Annotated in this window: 16 protein-coding genes; 12 read left to right on the top strand and 4 right to left on the bottom strand. The window is 44.6% G+C overall.

Features of this window, described 5'->3' with window-relative positions:
• Nucleotides 1–208: 208 nt before the first annotated feature.
• Both BM736_RS22580 and BM736_RS22575 read right to left on the bottom strand, forming a co-directional pair.
• Nucleotides 209–874, bottom strand: a complete 666-nt coding sequence (locus tag BM736_RS22580) for a response regulator transcription factor (protein WP_076416540.1) — start codon at nucleotides 872–874, stop codon at nucleotides 209–211.
• Between the two features lie 266 nt (nucleotides 875–1140).
• Nucleotides 1141–1725 (bottom strand): DUF2238 domain-containing protein, encoded by a 585-nt coding sequence (locus BM736_RS22575; protein WP_372828712.1) that lies wholly within the window; start codon nucleotides 1723–1725, stop codon nucleotides 1141–1143.
• Between the two features lie 208 nt (nucleotides 1726–1933).
• Here BM736_RS22575 and serA point away from each other — a divergent pair, with 208 nt between their 5' ends.
• The 3 genes from serA to BM736_RS22560 all read left to right on the top strand — a co-directional run bounded on the left by serA (nucleotide 1934) and on the right by BM736_RS22560 (nucleotide 5010).
• The gene (gene serA / locus BM736_RS22570) at nucleotides 1934–3163 is read left to right on the top strand and encodes a phosphoglycerate dehydrogenase (protein WP_076416538.1); all 1230 of its coding nucleotides are present in this window, start codon (nucleotides 1934–1936) and stop codon (nucleotides 3161–3163) included.
• Nucleotides 3164–3466: 303 nt separating this feature from the next.
• A complete protein-coding gene (ygfZ, locus tag BM736_RS22565) occupies nucleotides 3467–4447 on the top strand; it encodes a tRNA-modifying protein YgfZ (RefSeq protein ID WP_076416537.1) in 981 nt (326 codons plus the stop codon).
• A 203-nt stretch (nucleotides 4448–4650) separates the two neighbouring features.
• Nucleotides 4651–5010 (top strand): TraR/DksA C4-type zinc finger protein, encoded by a 360-nt coding sequence (locus tag BM736_RS22560; RefSeq protein WP_076416536.1) that lies wholly within the window; start codon nucleotides 4651–4653, stop codon nucleotides 5008–5010.
• Nucleotides 5011–5454: 444 nt separating this feature from the next.
• On the opposite strand, the gene BM736_RS22555 is transcribed toward BM736_RS22560, so the two are convergent.
• Entirely contained in the window at nucleotides 5455–6213 is a 759-nt protein-coding gene (locus BM736_RS22555; protein ID WP_076416535.1) for a sulfite exporter TauE/SafE family protein, read from the bottom strand.
• 240 nt (nucleotides 6214–6453) lie between these two features.
• On the opposite strand from BM736_RS22555, the gene BM736_RS22550 reads away from it, so the two are divergent.
• From BM736_RS22550 to BM736_RS22540, 3 genes are read left to right on the top strand one after another with little or no spacing between them, the layout of a single operon-like run.
• Complete coding sequence (locus tag BM736_RS22550) at nucleotides 6454–7122, top strand: ABC transporter ATP-binding protein (protein WP_076416534.1); 669 nt, start codon at nucleotides 6454–6456, stop codon at nucleotides 7120–7122.
• The gene (locus BM736_RS22545) at nucleotides 7115–9634 is read left to right on the top strand and encodes an ABC transporter permease (protein ID WP_083700469.1); all 2520 of its coding nucleotides are present in this window, start codon (nucleotides 7115–7117) and stop codon (nucleotides 9632–9634) included. Before BM736_RS22550 ends, BM736_RS22545 begins: the two co-directional genes overlap by 8 nt.
• Nucleotides 9634–10737 (top strand): lipocalin-like domain-containing protein, encoded by a 1104-nt coding sequence (locus BM736_RS22540; protein WP_076416532.1) that lies wholly within the window; start codon nucleotides 9634–9636, stop codon nucleotides 10735–10737. The genes BM736_RS22545 and BM736_RS22540 overlap by 1 nt, the downstream gene beginning before the upstream one ends.
• A gap of 124 nt (nucleotides 10738–10861) precedes the next feature.
• Here BM736_RS22540 and BM736_RS22535 read toward each other — a convergent pair whose 3' ends face one another.
• Complete coding sequence (locus BM736_RS22535; protein ID WP_076416531.1) at nucleotides 10862–11242, bottom strand: response regulator transcription factor; 381 nt, start codon at nucleotides 11240–11242, stop codon at nucleotides 10862–10864.
• Between the two features lie 471 nt (nucleotides 11243–11713).
• Here BM736_RS22535 and BM736_RS22530 point away from each other — a divergent pair, with 471 nt between their 5' ends.
• The 6 genes from BM736_RS22530 to BM736_RS22505 form a co-directional block, all read left to right on the top strand.
• Complete coding sequence (locus tag BM736_RS22530) at nucleotides 11714–11980, top strand: chaperone NapD (RefSeq protein ID WP_076416597.1); 267 nt, start codon at nucleotides 11714–11716, stop codon at nucleotides 11978–11980.
• 92 nt (nucleotides 11981–12072) lie between these two features.
• Nucleotides 12073–14553, top strand: coding sequence for a nitrate reductase catalytic subunit NapA (gene napA, locus BM736_RS22525; RefSeq protein ID WP_076416530.1), 2481 nt, complete (start codon nucleotides 12073–12075; stop codon nucleotides 14551–14553).
• 63 nt (nucleotides 14554–14616) lie between these two features.
• On the top strand, nucleotides 14617–15351 hold the full coding sequence (gene napG / locus BM736_RS22520; RefSeq protein ID WP_076416529.1) for a ferredoxin-type protein NapG: 735 nt from the start codon (nucleotides 14617–14619) through the stop codon (nucleotides 15349–15351).
• Complete coding sequence (napH, locus tag BM736_RS22515; protein ID WP_076416528.1) at nucleotides 15348–16220, top strand: quinol dehydrogenase ferredoxin subunit NapH; 873 nt, start codon at nucleotides 15348–15350, stop codon at nucleotides 16218–16220. Before napG ends, napH begins: the two co-directional genes overlap by 4 nt.
• Complete coding sequence (locus BM736_RS22510; RefSeq protein WP_076416527.1) at nucleotides 16217–16645, top strand: nitrate reductase cytochrome c-type subunit; 429 nt, start codon at nucleotides 16217–16219, stop codon at nucleotides 16643–16645. Before napH ends, BM736_RS22510 begins: the two co-directional genes overlap by 4 nt.
• A 127-nt stretch (nucleotides 16646–16772) precedes the next feature.
• A partial coding sequence (locus BM736_RS22505; protein ID WP_179079089.1) for a transposase domain-containing protein occupies nucleotides 16773–16988 on the top strand: 216 nt, incomplete at its 3' end.

The following is a 16988-nucleotide window of genomic DNA, read 5'->3' as shown; positions in this document are numbered from 1 at the left end:
TCTACACATTTAAGCAGCAAAAAATTGACAAGGTGAGACAATTCTTTACAAAGCAGATTATTTATTTCCCCCCCTGAAGCTAATCCCTTGTTTGAAAGCGCTTTACTCTATATTTTGTAAAGATCGCAATACAAAAAAGCGGCCATGATGGCCGCTTTAGTTTTTTCATTTACCAGTTAGCTTTCTAACCTCTAGTAGCAACTAGCGATTAGGAGCATAATTCAAAGTGACTTTGGTATGTCTGTGCCCAAATCAGTAACTCGACACGATTTCTTGATTGCGTCTTACGAAAGATCGATGAAATATGTGCTTTTACCGTATGCTCGCTAATGCACAGACGATGAGCAATCTCCTTATTGCGTGCACCGCTAGATACAAGTTGAATAATCGTGCGCTCTCGATTCGTTAACATCTGTAACATGGCAGCGGTATCTTGAGAGTAGTCATTGGCACTGTCTACACGGCTAACGAGCTGACGGAACATCTTGCTGATTAATGTCCGATCGTACCAAAGCTCATCGGCTACCATTTTTCTTAATCCTGTCAGCAAAAGATCCATACGCTGATCAGCATAGAGCAAGCCTCGAATCCCTAAAAGCAGTGCTGACTCAGGCTCTAATTTGTCACGATCGACTTGATAAAGCGCTACAGGTACATGTGCTACCAGACGTGACGCTAACAGAGGGATCCCTTTACTGTCTAAGGCTGCCCCCTCCTGCTCAATCAGATAGAAACTATTACTATCTCTTTCAGGCTCCAGATCTGATACCTGTTTAACAATACGGGTTTTTAGGCCAATAGACTCAGCTAATATTGCCAAGTGGCAAGGTGCGGCGACTTGATGTAGAAACACCAGTTCATCAATTTTACTCATTCATTTCTCTCCCTGAAAAGTTGTTATTGCGCTCTGCTAAGGGCACAACTTTCTTCCCTATCAACCAGAATGATTACTATTTTGAATTGTTTTAGTAGATTTGAATAGTTTCATTTGTAATACCATAGTAAAAAAGTATTAATAGAATGTAAATATCGACAAAAGTACTATTTTTATTGGTTTTTGTTATTAAAACCGCTGCTATATGAGACTTTTATGCATATAAAAAACCATTCAACTGCCTACACATACCATCAACAAACTGGCTAACCAGTTAATTTAGCCTGCAACTGTTTATTATGAAAACGTGAAGCCACTATCAAATAGGTTATCGCCCCCACCAACGCCATCCCCATATCGGACTGTGTATCCCAAATGTAACCTTGAGTGCCTAAGAACGCTTCTGCATCTTCACCAGTCAGCAGCGCTACCCACCACTCAATTAACTCATAAAAAGCAGAGAAGGCTAATGAGAAACAAACAGCCAAAAAGTTACACCAACTGCCTTTCTTAACTATCTCTAGTCTTATAAACAGCTCTCTGGCAAGTAATGTTGGAACAAAGCCCTGAGCAAAGTGGCCTAACTTGTCATAATTATTTCTTTCTGTGCCAGTCAACTCTGCCAGCCAATCAAACAGGGGCACTTCGGCATAGGTGTAATGCCCGCCAATCATGAGTATCACGCAATGTATTAATATCAGTAGGTAAGCAAGTGATGTCAGAGGAAATTTATGACGGGTAAAAAATAGCAAAGGGACTGCGACCAATGCAGGCAACACCTCTAAAAACCAAGTAAATTGATCTTTTGGATCTATTGCAGACCAAAGCAAAACAGTACTAAAAACCAGCATCCAAATAAGTTGTTTATTCAAAATTAGAACCTCATATAGGAATTAACTCTATTGTTTTGATATAAGAATAATAACTTTAGCCATCTAGCCCTCCACAGTGAACAAAAAAAGTGCTACTTTGGTCGGACAAGTATCAGAAGAATACTAAAGATCTAACATAACAACATTAGTTAACAAAATATCAATAACCGAAGAAGGTAACAAAATCATGGCGAAACATTCGCTGGACAAGGATAAGATCAAGATCCTGCTGTTGGAAGGCGTCCACCAATCTGCGGTTGATGTGTTTAAGCGTGCAGGCTACAGCAATATTGAGTACCACAAAGCATCTCTCGGGGAAGAAGCCCTAGCCGCTTCGATTAAAGATGCACATTTTGTTGGTCTTCGTTCTCGTACTCAACTTAATGAAGCCGTGCTAAGCCAAGCCGAAAAACTGGTTGGTATAGGTTGCTTCTGTATTGGCACGAATCAGGTAGATCTCAGCTTTGCAGAAAAGCTTGGTGTTCCTGTTTTCAATGCGCCGTTTTCAAACACTCGAAGTGTTGCTGAACTCGTGCTTGGTGAGATCATTATGCTGTTTCGTGGTATTCCGCAGCGAAACGCTATGGCCCATAGAGGTGGATGGTTAAAAAGTGCTTCTGGCAGCTACGAAGCACGAGGGAAAACTCTCGGTGTCATCGGTTATGGCCATATCGGTACTCAGCTTGGGATCTTAGCCGAAACGCTCGGTATGCGCGTGATTTTCTTCGATATTGAAGATAAATTACCACTAGGTAACGCGCAACAGGTTCACTCACTGCAAGAGCTAATGTCTCTGGCAGATGTTGTCAGTTTGCATGTACCTGAAACACCACAGACCAAAGAGATGATAGGTGAAGTAGAACTATCCTATATGAAACAGGGCAGCATTTTAATTAACGCCTCTCGCGGTACCGTTGTTGATATTGAAGCGCTTGCTTCAGTAATAAGCAGCGAAAAACTAGCAGGTGCCGCAATTGACGTATTCCCTGTTGAACCTAAATCAAATAGTGATGAGTTCTTCAGTCCGCTACGTGGACTAGACAATGTTATCTTGACTCCACATGTGGGTGGCAGTACACAAGAAGCTCAAGAGAACATCGGCATTGAAGTCGCTGGCAAGCTAGCGAAATACTCAGATAATGGCTCAACCATGACGGCAGTCAACTTCCCTGAAGTATCTCTTGCTCAACATAAAGATGCATCGCGTTTATTACACATACACCATAATAAGCCGGGTATCCTAATCAAGATTAACCAAGCTTTTGCAGAGAAAGGCATTAACATTGCGGCCCAGTACCTGCAAACGACTGCAGAAATTGGCTATGTTGTTATGGAAGTTGATTCAGACCAAGCTGAAGAAGCTTTAGAGCAGATGAAAGCCATTGAAGGCACTATCAGAACTCGCCTACTGCACTAGTGCACTAGAACGAATATTAGTACTTGGTCGGTGACTAAGCAATAATAGCCCGCATTACGTTAGCCGTTATGCGGGCTATTTCATTTATGTAGCTTCAACTAAATCAAAGAAACTATATAAGAGTATGAGTAGATGAAAGCCATTGAAGGCACCATTAAAACTCGCTTACAGCACTAACTAAGTACCATTAATTCTTACAAGCACGCGCACAATTGCAAAATTGTGCGCGTGCTTTATTTCCGGCTATGCAAATTAGGGTTACAATCAGCTCTTTGTGGCACGCTTACTCCTTAGGATCATGATATGACGCTTTCAGTTTCTCAGCCCAGTTGGAACATGAATGACCCAATTCCATCGCTAATTTTCTCTAACCTGTCTCATATGGGACTAATGAGTGTAACGGGAGAGCAAGGCCGTAGTTTTATTCACGGCCAAGTCACCACAGACATCAGCTCACTTAATGCTGATCAGTGGCGCTGGGGAGCACACTGTGACCCTAAAGGTAAGATGCTAGCTAGCTTCCGTACCTTTGCGGTTGAAGATGCATTGTTTATGATGATGCCTACTGATACCTTGGCTCTGGATCTGCCTCAACTGGCTAAATATGCCGTTTTCTCTAAAGCAGAACTTACCGATGTTAGCGATAACTACCTGATCTTAGGTGTTGCAGGTGAACAAGCACAAACCTGGGTTAATGATCATTTCGCGACAGAATCAAATACCAATATCGAGCAAGAGGTCACTGACATTCCCGGTGGCGTACTGCTAAAAGATGGTGAGCGTTTCATCATTATCATGGACAAAGAAACAGCTAAAGCTTTCCTCACATCGATTAACCAAACCATTTATGATGCTACTGCATGGAAAGCCCTTGAAATACAAGCAGGCTACCCAAACTTAGCTGCTTCACATCAAGCTCAGTTTGTCCCACAGATGTGTAACCTGCAGGCTGTCAATGGGATCAGTTTTGAAAAAGGCTGTTACATGGGCCAAGAAACAGTTGCTCGCATGAAGTACCGTGGCGGCAATAAACGCGCCCTTTATATCCTATCAGGCACGAGCACCCAAACACTCAGCGTAGACTCATCACTTGAGTTAGCACTTGAAGATAGCTTTAAGAAAGTTGGCACTATCATCGAATTAGTTCAATCAAGTGAGCAAGTTCTGATCACTGCGGTATTGCCAAATGATACTGAAAACACTGCTAAATTAAGAGTCTCTGGCGATGAGAGCTCAGTGCTTGAAATTCAAGCTCTGCCTTATTCACTAGCAGATGAAAGCTAAACGATAAGTTTCGAGTTTCGTAAAGCTTAAACCAAGGCGCACATTACAGCTTATTTCATGAGCTGAGTGCGCCTTTTTTATTGCCTTTATCTTGTTCTCCCTTACTACTAACACGAGAACCTACACCAGCACTTTTTCCCCTTGTTTTAAATGAGAGAGTTAGATAATTTAATGACTCCTCCTCACCTTTCAGGCAGCAGGTCTTGAAACAAGCAAACCTCACATCAGCACAAAAGCACACGCTACTCACCAAGCTAAAAACAGAGCTGACCGAGTTTGAACAACAACTTACTCGCATCCATGAGTGCAGTGCTCCAGTTAAGCTAGACCAACAAGCGGTTGGTCGAGTATCTAGAATTGACGCTATTCAGCAGCAAGAGATGGCACACGCCTCAGAGGTGCAGATGCAACGGCATATTTTGCGTATTAAGCAGATATTTCTCGATACGGATGAGTATGGACTTTGTCTTGAATGTGGCGAAAGTATTGGTATCGGTAGGCTTACAATACACCCTATTGCAGAGTTATGTATCTGCTGCCAAAGTGAGGCAGAGAACTCATAGGTAGTTCTCTTTTATCTCTACCTTTAACTTCTCTGATACTGGATGGCTGATCGGTAGCTTTGAACGTTACAAGCAGGTATAGATTCCAAATCCCATTCCACACCAGGGCAAGGTGGGCTGCTCGTCCTTATCCTCCTTGATTCCCTGTAAACCAAAGTGCCATGCCCCCCAGTGAAGTTGTTACCCTACGTTTGTTTTGAAAATACTTAACGATTCCGATGGGGTATCCAAGGCCTCAAAATCTAGCCTCACATCCATGTGAACCTCACAGTATTTTCTATAACTCACTCCAGCAACTTCCAACGGGGATAAGTTGTAGCGCTTATCTTCATTTGCAGTAAACAAACTTCAAAAAATTAAACTGCTGGATTCCAGCTTACAACGTCGCTAGAAAGACGAGTAAGTGAATAGGTAACACATAAGCGGAAAGGATTAGCACGCAAGCTAACTAAAATACGCTGCGATACACCCCACCAGCGTCATGACAAACAAAAACCACTTCAGTGTTTCAGGTCTCGCCTTAATGGCCATTTTTACGGCCAAGTGAGCCCCAAACATGGTGCCAAAGGCGAGTATTAATCCTGGCAACCATTGAATGAGCCCTTCAATCATAAAAAGCACCAGAGAAACGGAGGTGAAAACTAAGGTACAGAGCATCTTGAGGGCATTGGCGCGTACTAGATCGTACCTCAGTGAGCCCGCAAGTGCCGCCAACAGCACAAAACCGACTCCAGCTTGAACAAAGCCACCGTAAAAACCGGCGACACCTAACCACCACCACGAGCTCGGCGTCTGAGAGACTTTATTAACGGGTGTCCCAAGCTCAGGGGCCACCATAGAGGGCTTAATCAAGATAATTAATGCCATCAACAGCATAGTGCCTAACAGTAATGGTTTAATCCATTCGCTAGGGGCATAAGCAGCGCCTGCTGCGCCCAGTAAGCCACCAGCAAGGGTTGGGATAAGAATGGGGACTGTATCGTCAGTCTCTAACTTGCCGTGCCTCTTAAAACCAAACACAGCAACAATTGATTGCATCAGGACACCGACTCTATTCGTCGCATTGGCCACTTCGGCTGGCATTCCCATAACCATTAGTGCAGGCAATGTTAAATTTGATCCTCCACCAGCTAAGGTGTTAATGATGCCAGCAAAAAAACCTGTCAGCAGTAACAGAATGCCGTGAGTTAAAGTGATATCCACGCAGCAGCCACTCCCTTTAACGATATCTGTTGAATAAAATGTCCTCACAGCTTACCGATTAATATCAGCAATTCAAATTATACTTTGTGACATAAGCAGTTACGCTTAATGTACTTTGTTGCAAGGTAAAGTTAGTTAATCAAATCGCAATATTCTGTATGCTAGGTACGTCATCAAATATTTACTGTATTCATGTTAACGAATGCCATAACTTAACGGTAAATAAGTACAAGGAGCCTTATGACAAACCAGACTGTAGCGCTAGCAGGGATCACTAAAGAGTTTATTGATGGCGGCGTTTGTCACAGAGTACTAGATCAACTCGATCTCACGCTCCGACAAGGTGACACGATTGCATTAACCGGAGCAAGTGGCAGCGGTAAAAGTACGCTACTTAATTTGATTGCTGGCTTTGAGTCGCCCAATGCAGGCTCCCTTAAATTACTGAGCAAAGAGACTACAGCTTGGCGTGATCGAGATTGGAGCCGGTTCAGACAAACATCTTTGGGTGTTGTCTTTCAACAGTTTAACCTGCTCACTCCCCTCAATGTTGCAGACAACATCGCATTTGGACTCAGATTAAATGGCCTAGACTGGAATAGTTGGTGCGATCACTTAGTGCTATCTCTTGGCCTTCAGCCTCTGCTTAATCGTCATGTCGACTCCCTATCGGGCGGCCAACAGCAACGAGTGGCTATAGCCAGAGCCTTAGCGCATAAGCCTCAACTATTACTTGCCGATGAGCCAACAGGAAACTTAGATCAGGCAGCCAGCCTAGAGGTGATGCAACTCTTGTGTGAACTGGCAGCAGAACATGACACCAGCATTTTAATGGTGACCCATAGCTTAGAATGTGCCGATTTTATGCAAAGGCGTTGGCATTTAGATAATGGTAAGGTGCATGAATAACACTAAGCTAACCCGAATGTGTGGGCTGTGCCTGCAGGTTTTTTGGGCTCATTACCGTCAAGCTCCACTACAAGCAGGTGCCATAGGCATAGGTATTATTCTTGCTGTAACTTTGCTCACAGGCGTACGCGCCACCAATGAAAATGCAATTCAAAGCTATAGCTCTGCCACTGAACTGCTCAGCCAACAAGCCAAGTGGGTGGTCACGCCGCCAATGGGGAGTAAACACCTTAATGAATCGCTTTACTTTACGCTACGCGCAGCAGGTTTTAGCCACAGTTTACCCGTGCTTCAGGGCGTTGCTTCCAGTCAGGATGGTAAGCGCTGGCGCATCCAGGGCAGCGATCTGATTGCAGCCCTAACCGCATATTCGCCAAGTCCCGAAAATGAAAGCAGATCAAAACCTGGACTGTTTTCAGCGCCAATTCCTCTTGCCGATATATTAGCTGGTGCCCCTATCGTTTTAGCCAGTCACGCTCAGGCTGAACGATTAAGTCAAAATGGAGCGTTAATCCTCGAAGGGGTTAAGGTACGTGTTATAGCCTTAGATGATAGTAGTAACTTAGGTTCTGATATCTTGATGGACATATCTTTAGCCCAGCGCATACTCAAGCGTCAACATCAGCTAAGTTATATCGCTCTGTTTGACGATATCGCCGATAAAGAGCCACTTTTGAACCAGCTCATTGAGTCAGATGGCACCCTCATCAAAAGTGACAATGGCGATGGACTTACCGCTCTAACAGCCAGCTTCCACCTGAACCTTACAGCCATGAGTCTATTAGCTTTCATTGTTGGTCTTTTTATCGCTTATAACGGCGTAAGATACAGCTTACTCAAAAGACAAAGACTACTGACACAACTTCAACAACAAGGTATTGCAAAAGCATCATTATTGCTCGCCCTGTCTATTGAGTTACTTCTACTGGTGATCCTTGGCTCTATCATAGGTTTTATATTGGGATTACAGCTTAGCCACTGGCTACAGCCTATGGTATCTGTCACGCTTGAGCAGCTCTATGGGGCAAAAATATTACCTGGAAACTGGCATTGGAGCTGGTTACTACAGGCGATTGCTTTGACCTTTATTGCTGCTATCGCTGCCTGCGGTTCACTCTTAGTTCAACTCATCAAGCAGCCCCTTGCAGGTAACTCTGGGCAGATGACGGTTCAGAGAAGCGCCAACAAGATATATAAGTATCAAGTCGCCGTTGCTATTCTGCTTGGCGTTGTCGCTACAATACTGCTGCCATCGAGCCAAGATTATCGTTATACCATGGTATTACTAGGCCTCATCATTATCGCTATCCCTCTGACACTCCCCTGGCTCTTATCCTTTTTCGTTAACTTGTTATTAAAGGTGACCCCAAAAGGCTTATTGCACTATCAGGTCGCCGAGACAAAAGAGCTTATCGCGCCACTCTCTCTTGCCATGATGGCGATGCTCTTAGCCCTAACAGCTAATATATCGATGAACACGCTAGTGGGCAGCTTCGAAAGCACTTTAAAACAGTGGCTCGATGCTAGGCTTCATGCAGAGCTGTATATCAAGCCTGCCTCGACTAAAATTGATGAAGTCGTTGACTACCTATCTCAAAATCACGATGTCGATGCAGTCTACAAACAGTGGAATTTAAGCAGTAAGCTCGAGCAGTTACCGATCAATATCGTGACTCGAGATCAAAGATCATTGCATGAAACCACTGTATTTAAAGAGACCCTTGATAATATGTGGCCAGACTTTTTTGCCAATAAGCAGGTATTGATCAGTGAGCCTTTAGCAATCAAATTAAGACTCAAACTCGGTGATAGCATTGAGCTCCAACAAATCACAGATAATCACTTTATCGTCGGTGGAATATTCTTCGATTATGGTAACCCCTATGGCGAAGTCATCATCTCTCCTGAGACCTGGAATGCGAACGGTTTGCCAAGCACACCAGTGAGCTTAGCCATTGACGTTAAAGGTGAGTCTGTCCAATCAAAGCTTAAACTGCAGCAAAAACTGCAAAATGAATTACAGCAAAGATTTTCTATACCTGATGCCATGATCTTCAGTCAGCAGAAAATTAAGCAGCAAGCGATCATTGTGTTCAAACAAACCTTTTCTATCACTCAAGTGCTCAATACACTGACTCTGCTTGTTGCGGCTATTGGACTATTCAGCGCCTGCTTTATGCTGACCCAAGCTCGCTTGGCACCAATGGCTAGGCTATACACTATGGGGGTAAACCGACGCCAACTTACAAGCTTAGTCTTCGGGCAGATGCTGATAATTGTGCTGTTTACCTGTTTAGTCGCCCTGCCGACAGGCGCCATTCTAGGTTACTTACTTATCAATAAGATAACCCTACAAGCCTTTGGCTGGAGTATTGCTATGGAGTGGGATTGGCTCGCCTATGGACAAGTCGTTTTACTCGCTTTAGTTTCTAGCCTTTTGGCTATTGCTTTCCCTCTGTATATGCAAACCAAACGCCCACTGGTATCAAGCTTACAAAGGGAGGTTATTTAATGTCGACTAAGATGATAGTAAGCCTTGGAGTATGGGCTACTTTATCGCTTACAGCTTGCTCTAAACCTTCAACCACTCCCTCTATGGGGGAGCTTTTAGGCGACAGTGTCGACGGCTATACCGAGGTGAGTAACAGTAGAGCAATAACTTTTCCGCAAGACCATCAAGCTCATGATGACTTTAGACAAGAGTGGTGGTACCTCACCGCGAACTTAACCACCAAACAGGGCGAACAGATTGGACTGCAGTGGACTCAATTTCGTATTGCTTTATCGCCTGACACACCGGATGTAACCAGTCTGCTTAGCGAGTCAAATTGGAGCAGCAATCAAATTTATATGACCCATGCTGCTATCACGAGCAAAACCTTGCACTTTGCCGAGGAGAGATGGTCGAGATCGCACCCCAAACTCGCTGGTGTTACGCCTAAGCCACTGACAATAAAAATAGATGATTGGCAATGGACTGGTACTGACAATGAGCTGTTCCCTGCAACGCTAAACGTCAATAGCGAGAAGTTCAGCTACCGGTTAGCTTTGCAAACCAATGCCCCCTATCAGCTTCAAGGTCAGAGGGGCTACAGCATAAAAAGTGCCGATGGCTCAGTGGCATCCCATTACTACAGTCAACCATTCATTAACGTATCGGGCACGATCCATCTAGCAGGTATTGAGCACGAGGTAGAGGGTAACGCCTGGCTGGATAGAGAGTGGAGCTCGCAGTTTCTAAATAAGAGCCAAGCCGGTTGGGACTGGTTTGCTATTAGGCTAGATGATGGCTCAACCTTAATGCTGTTTCAACTCAGAGGTCAAACTGAGGATGAAGCAAGTTTCTATAGCGGCCGTAGAATGTATGCCGATGGTAGTGGACGAAATATCGCATCTTCAGAGATCCAACTTGAAGCCGTTGATTGGCATAAGATTGAATCCCAACGTTATCCCATCGCCTGGCGTATTGCCATTCCCTCAGAGCATATAGAGATCCGTACACAAGCGCTAAATTCAAACGCCAAAGTCCCGCTGAGTATTAGTTACTGGGAGGGGCCTATCTCTATTTCAGGTAGTCATAAAGGCCAAGGATATATGGAGCTTACGGGCTATTAATCCACAACGATTTACACGGCAACTCGGTTCAAAATATTATATTTAGTTGAGAAAATAACCGTCCCTGTCATAGTTTTTTAGGCAGTATCAATAACGAGTCAACTTTCCCAATGAAAATATGGGCTCATATAGCACTTCGTATTTTTTCCCAGCCTAAAAAGGCCAATACCTTGTCCCCAGAGATTGGCTTAGGAATAAAATCAATACCTAAGATTTTCATCTGCTCTTGAGTAGAGCTTTGAATATTGGCAGTTAGGAGGGCAATCTTAATATCAGGGTTGAGATCAAGGAGCTCAGGGGCGGCTTCTAATCCACTCATGACTGGCATGTTGAGATCTAAGGTGACAAAGTCTATTTGATTAGTTTTCGCGACATCTATCGCTTCTTGTCCGTTAGCGGCTTCATGAACCGTCCACTCAGGAAAAGAGCCCTGTACAATTGAGGTGATCATTATTCTCGACAATCGGCTGTCATCGACCACTAACACACTCTTATTTATCCCCATAAGGGCGAACCTCCCTGTTAAATTGACAATTCATGATAAAACTTAAACAAGTATAGAAGCTGTTTTCAATCTTGCTTGTTGAACAAAAAGCTTTCTCCTCTTTAATTAGTAAATACTTAAAAACCACCTATTTCCAACTTGCATCTACATTTCCCCATACAACAAACCTAGGCCTAAACAAGAATGATTATCAATAATTAACCTGTTGTTTTATTGATATTTTGAGCTTCAGCATATTCACTTTAGCCTCAGCTAATTAAGACTTTATCCAAGCAAATGTCTATTTATTAAACTGGGAGCAAGATCACATTGAAAAGTATGATCTTGCTCTATAAATGATGCCAATACCTCTTGTTAGGTATACCCACAATTTTTATGAGGTCTAGACTCAATAATTACTATTGGCAGGTAACTCTCCTAAGATTCCCCCTTATGTTACCTGCCCCCCCTTTGAAAAAGGTGAAACAAGAGATGAGTCAGGAATACCACGTCACTAGCTTAGTTATTCATGCCGCACCAAAAGCTATCTCTCAGGTTGAAACCCAAGTTCGCGCCTTAACTGGCGCCGAAATCCATGCTGTCACCGATGCAGGTAAATTCGTTATTACCTTAGAGGGTGAAACACAGAAATCCATTCTTGATAATGTCGAGGCAATTAACGCCATAGAAGGGGTATTAAACAGTAGCCTTATCTATCATCAGGTCGATGAAGCCGAACAGGCTGCTGATATTCATTAGTTTTCAGCAAGATGTAATAAAAAAGCAAAACATTTAATCCATTAAAAGATTTATACCTAAGTTAAACAATAGAGAAAAGAGTGAGGAACACCATGAGCATTAGCCGTCGCGAGTTTCTAAAAGCCAACGCTGCAGTAGCCGCTGCAACCACTGTTGGTGTCACTTTGCCAGTGAGAATAGTTGAAGCTGCTGAGCAAACTGACAACATCAAGTGGGACAAAGCACCTTGCCGTTTTTGCGGTGTAGGTTGTAGTGTGTTGGTGGGTACCAACAATGGCAAAGTCGTTGCCACAAAAGGTGACCCAGAAAGCCCTGTCAACAAAGGCCTTAACTGTATCAAAGGCTACTTCCTATCTAAAATCATGTACGGAAAAGATCGTCTAACGACGCCACTGCTACGTATGAAAGATGGTAAGTACGATAAAGAGGGTGAGTTTACCCCTGTGAGCTGGGATACTGCGCTCGATACTATGGCCGACAAGTGGAAAAACACTTTAAAGACCAAAGGGCCAACTGCTGTCGGTATGTTCGGTTCTGGTCAGTGGACAGTTTGGGAAGGCTACGCAGCCTCTAAACTGCATAAAGCCGGTTTCCTCACCAACAATATTGATCCAAATGCTCGTCACTGTATGGCCTCAGCTGTAGGTGGCTTTATGCGTACCTTCGGTATCGATGAGCCTATGGGTTGTTATGACGACTTAGAAGCGGCCGACCACTTTGTACTTTGGGGCGCCAACATGGCTGAGATGCACCCAATCCTATGGGCTCGCCTATCTGATCGCCGCCTAAGTAGCCCGACAAGTCGCGTACACGTACTATCGACATTCGAAAACCGTAGCTTCGACTTAGCCGACAACGCGATGGTATTCCGTCCACAGACAGATCTAGTACTGCTTAACTACATTGCTAACTACATTATTCAAAACAATGCAGTGAACAAAGAGTTCGTTAACAAGCACACCAAATTTGTACTAGGTACAACTGATATCGGTTACGGTCTTCGCCCTGAGCATCCACTTGAGCAAAAGGCCAAGAATCCAGGAAACGGTAAGTCTACACCTATCAGTTTCGATGAGTACGCGAAGTTTGTAAGCACTTATACGCTTGAGTATGCTTCTGAGATGAGTGGTGTAGAGCCAGAGAAACTCGAAGAGATGGCTAAAGCTTACGCCGATCCATCAATCAAGGTGATGAGTCTTTGGACCATGGGGATTAACCAACATACACGTGGTGTTTGGGCAAACAACATGCTCTATAACATCCACTTGCTGACCGGTAAAATTGCCACTCCAGGTAACAGCCCATTCTCGCTTACTGGCCAGCCTTCAGCTTGTGGTACTGCACGTGAAGTGGGCACATTTGCTCACCGTCTACCTGCTGATATGGTCGTTAAGAATCCTAAGCACAGAGCAATCTCTGAAAAGCTATGGCAAGTGCCAGAAGGTACTATCCCACCTAAGCCTGGCTACCATGCAGTGCTTCAGAGCCGTATGCTTAAAGATGGCAAACTGAACTGCTACTGGACCATGTGTACTAACAATGTCCAGGCTGGTCCTAACATCAATGAAGAGATCTTACCGGGCTTCCGTAACCCAGAAAACTTCATCGTCGTATCAGATCCATACCCAACAGTATCTGCAATGGCAGCCGACCTTATCCTACCTACTGCTATGTGGGTGGAAAAAGAGGGTGCTTATGGTAATGCTGAGCGTCGTACACATATGTGGCATCAGCAGGTTAAAGCCCCTGAAGGCGCTAAATCAGATCTTTGGCAGCTAGTAGAGTTCTCTAAACGCTTTAAGATTTCTGAAGTGTGGCCTGCAGAGTTAATTGCCAAGCAACCAGAGCTAGCTGATAAGACGCTTTATGATGTGCTTTATGCAAACGGCGAAGTTAACAAGTTCCCATCTTCTGATTGTAAAGGTGCGATGAATGATGAGGCCGAGCACTTCGGTTTCTACCTGCAAAAAGGGCTATTTGAAGAATACGCTCAATTTGGTCGCGGTCATGCCCACGATCTTGCAGATTTCGATACCTACCATGAGACTCGCGGTTTACGCTGGCCTGTGGTTGACGGTAAAGAGACACTGCGCCGCTTCTCAAAAGGCGATCCATACCTGAAAGCCGGTGAAGAGTTCAACTTCTACGGTAAGCCAGATGGTAAAGCCGTTATTTTTGCTCTGCCATACGAGCCTGCAGCAGAAGAGCCAGATCAAGAGTTCGACCTCTGGCTATCTACAGGTCGTGTACTTGAGCATTGGCACACAGGCTCGATGACAGCTCGCGTACCTGAGCTATATCGCGCTTATCCAGATGCACAGATCTTCCTTCACCCTGAAGATGCTAAGGCTCGTGGCCTTAAACGTGGTGATGAAGTGGTTGTTGCCTCACCTCGCGGTGAAGTGAAGACGCGTGTTGAGACCAAAGGCCGCAACAAGCCGCCAAGAGGCGTGGCATTTATGCCATTCTTCGACGCACGCCAGCTGGTCAACAAGTTGTTACTGGACGCCACAGATCCTCTCTCTAAAGAGACAGATTTCAAGAAGTGCCCAGTCAAAGTGATGAAAGCTTAAGACTTTTAACAAACTACTTAACTTTAATCGCTTGAGCAAAAACAGAGATACGAAGAGAGAAAAATGAGTAAGGTCGAACCAAGCAAAACCTCAGTCACAGGCGTAAATCGCCGTCAGTTTTTAGCCCATTCGGCTAAAGCTGGCTGTGCTATGGGACTGCTTGGCATGGGGATAGCTGCGGTGGCTAAACAGTCATCACAGCTAGACCCATTAGCTGTTCGACCTCCTGGGGCCTTGAGTGAAGATGATTTTCTTTCGGCTTGTGTCCGCTGCGGTTTATGTGTTGAGGCTTGCCCTTATGACACACTAAAACTCGCGCGCTGGTTTGATGACGCCGCAACGGGGACACCCTATTTTACCGCTCGCACTATCCCCTGTGAGATGTGCGAAGATATTCCTTGTGTTAAGGCTTGTCCATCGGGCTCGCTGGATCATGATTTGACTGAAATTGATAAGTCAAAAATGGGCATTGCGGTATTAATAGATGAAAAGAACTGTCTAAACTTTAAAGGCTTAAGGTGTGATGTTTGTTATCGGGTCTGCCCGTTAATCGACGATGCTATCACCCTTGAAATGCAGCAAAACATACGCAGCGGGCACCATGCTATGTTCCTACCTAAAGTCAACAGCGATAGCTGTACTGGCTGTGGTAAATGTGAACATGTCTGCGTGCTTGAAGAAGCTGCGATAAAAGTACTGCCTACTCATATTGCTCTTGGAAAAACAGCTGCACACGATACTTATATAAATACTGAAGAGACCACACTTGAGATGTTAAACAGAGGTCTTCCGCTATGAGCAAACTATCGAAGAAAGAGGATAGATTTGCACAGGCTGCAATCGATGAACTGGGATGGTGGCAAGCTCACAAGTTCCTATTTCTAAGACGTGTCAGCCAGATTAGCGTATTTCTCCTGTTTGCTATCGGCCCTATCTTTGGCCTATGGCTCCTAAAAGGAAACCTTTCAAGCAGCGAACTTTTAGGCACTGTGCCATTGTCAGATCCACTTGCAACACTGCAGGTAGTACTGACTGGCCATATGCCTGAGTTCACCTTAATACTTGGCGCACTAATTATTGCAATTTTTTATGCTTTAGCTGGTGGCCGCGTATTTTGCAGCTGGGTCTGTCCAGTCAATATGGTCACAGACAGTGCAAGTTGGTTAAGACGTAAGTTAAACCTGCCTCGCATTAGCGAGATGCCAAGGAGCTTACGTTACTACCTACTTGCCCTTGTTTTGTTACTACCGATATTGACAGGACTCACGGTTTGGGAGTGGGTTAACCCTGTTCCCGTTTTGTACCGCGCCGCGCTGTTTAGCGCTGGAAGCGGACTGTGGCTTCTTGTCGCTATCTTCCTGCTCGATCTTTTTATCAGCGAGCGAGGATGGTGTGGGCACCTTTGCCCAACAGGTGCACTATTTGCCTTACTTGGTAAATTAAGCCCTATAAAAGTATCGGCCGTCAACGCTAAGGCCTGCGATAACTGCATGGACTGTTTCGTTGTTTGCCCTGAGAGACAGGTGTTAAAGCCTGCACTTAAAGGTAAGCAACCTATGATAACCAGCAGTGATTGCACTCAATGTGGCCGCTGTATCGATGTTTGCGCCCAACGCGTTTTCCAGTATAAAAATCGAATTGCCCTAAAGGCGGAGAACACCCAATGAAAAATGTACTCACTTTAGCCGCGCTCGTTATGGCGCTTAGTGCTTGCTCTGGCCAGCAAGCAAACACAAGTGCTGAGCCGGTCAATATCAGTTCACTAGGAAAGTCAGAGATCAGCGATATTAGAGCCGCTGATGCTATGCCTACTTACCCTAAGCGTGGTAAATCAATCGAGCGTGACTTTGTCCACCAGCCTCCTATGATCCCACACAAGGCTGACTACAGTATCACCATGAAAAGAAATGGTTGTATGTCTTGCCATAGCTGGGATAAAGCTAAAAAGCGTAAGGCGACTCCCATTGATATCTCTCACGTGAAAGATGATAAAGGTACCCTTAACGGCCAATACTACTCTTGTACTCAATGCCATGCACCACAAGCAGAGAACAAGCAGCAGCTCGTCGAGAATGACTTCTCAAATAAGTAACGAGTTACGGCTCATAAGCGTTAAACAAAAAACCACCTATTAAGGTTAATGCCGATCGTTTAAGAGGACTTGAACGATCCTGCAGATGAAAGATAATCCCTACCAGTATTCTGGTGGGGATTTTTTTATGTTTGCGCAAGAGCTTGAGCTAGTTCATGAGTCTGTTGAAGAAAGTGGGTCTTATGGTTCTGTAATGGAGGCTATTGATTCAGAGTGGATAGAGCAGTCATTACTCACAGCCAACAAGGCAAGTATCCGTAATCGCCGTTTGCCTGCACAGCAGGCAGTCTGGCTCGTGCTTTGGATGGGGTTAATACGTAACCAGTCCATCAAAGAGGTTTGT

The sequence above is a fragment of the Shewanella sp. UCD-KL12 genome (assembly GCF_001957125.1).
Classification (GTDB): domain Bacteria; phylum Pseudomonadota; class Gammaproteobacteria; order Enterobacterales; family Shewanellaceae; genus Shewanella.
The sequence above is the reverse complement of the archived record's forward strand: the minus strand, read 5'-3'. Positions and strand labels throughout refer to the sequence as shown.

Excerpts from the sequence above, each read along its gene's own strand:
- BM736_RS22580 (WP_076416540.1), bottom strand. The coding sequence starts at position 874 with ATGAGTAAAATTGATGAACTGGTGTTTCTACATCAAGTCGCCGCACCT.
- BM736_RS22575 (WP_372828712.1), bottom strand. The coding sequence starts at position 1,725 with ATGCTGGTTTTTAGTACTGTTTTGCTTTGGTCTGCAATAGATCCAAAA.
- serA (WP_076416538.1), top strand. The coding sequence starts at position 1,934 with ATGGCGAAACATTCGCTGGACAAGGATAAGATCAAGATCCTGCTGTTG.
- ygfZ (WP_076416537.1), top strand. The coding sequence starts at position 3,467 with ATGACGCTTTCAGTTTCTCAGCCCAGTTGGAACATGAATGACCCAATT.
- BM736_RS22550 (WP_076416534.1), top strand. The coding sequence starts at position 6,454 with ATGACAAACCAGACTGTAGCGCTAGCAGGGATCACTAAAGAGTTTATT.
- BM736_RS22545 (WP_083700469.1), top strand. The coding sequence starts at position 7,115 with ATGAATAACACTAAGCTAACCCGAATGTGTGGGCTGTGCCTGCAGGTT.
- BM736_RS22540 (WP_076416532.1), top strand. The coding sequence starts at position 9,634 with ATGTCGACTAAGATGATAGTAAGCCTTGGAGTATGGGCTACTTTATCG.
- BM736_RS22535 (WP_076416531.1), bottom strand. The coding sequence starts at position 11,242 with ATGGGGATAAATAAGAGTGTGTTAGTGGTCGATGACAGCCGATTGTCG.
- BM736_RS22530 (WP_076416597.1), top strand. The coding sequence starts at position 11,714 with ATGAGTCAGGAATACCACGTCACTAGCTTAGTTATTCATGCCGCACCA.
- napA (WP_076416530.1), top strand. The coding sequence starts at position 12,073 with ATGAGCATTAGCCGTCGCGAGTTTCTAAAAGCCAACGCTGCAGTAGCC.
- napG (WP_076416529.1), top strand. The coding sequence starts at position 14,617 with ATGAGTAAGGTCGAACCAAGCAAAACCTCAGTCACAGGCGTAAATCGC.
- napH (WP_076416528.1), top strand. The coding sequence starts at position 15,348 with ATGAGCAAACTATCGAAGAAAGAGGATAGATTTGCACAGGCTGCAATC.
- BM736_RS22510 (WP_076416527.1), top strand. The coding sequence starts at position 16,217 with ATGAAAAATGTACTCACTTTAGCCGCGCTCGTTATGGCGCTTAGTGCT.